The following is a 227-nucleotide window of genomic DNA, read 5'->3' on the forward strand; positions in this document are numbered from 1 at the left end:
AGAGCGCAACCTTGCCAAGGTTGAGGTCACGAGTTCGAGCCTCGTGTGCCGCTCCAATTTCTCACCAAAAGAAATTGGCTTAAGTTTCAAGGGGAAAGTTGAAAGCACCAAGCTATTCAAACTTGAATCTTGTAACTAGAAACTATTTGATGCGGCACTAGCTCAGTTGGTAGAGCGCAACCTTGCCAAGGTTGAGGTCACGAGTTCGAGCCTCGTGTGCCGCTCCA

The 227-nt window shown here is 48.9% G+C and carries 1 tRNA gene; it reads left to right on the forward strand.

Features of this window, described 5'->3' with window-relative positions:
- The first annotated feature begins 151 nt into the window (after positions 1 to 151).
- Positions 152 to 227: transfer RNA gene (locus tag HUS62_RS22820), tRNA-Gly, on the forward strand.

This window comes from Pseudoalteromonas sp. 0303 (genome assembly GCF_013349995.1).
Classification (GTDB): Bacteria; Pseudomonadota; Gammaproteobacteria; order Enterobacterales; family Alteromonadaceae; genus Pseudoalteromonas.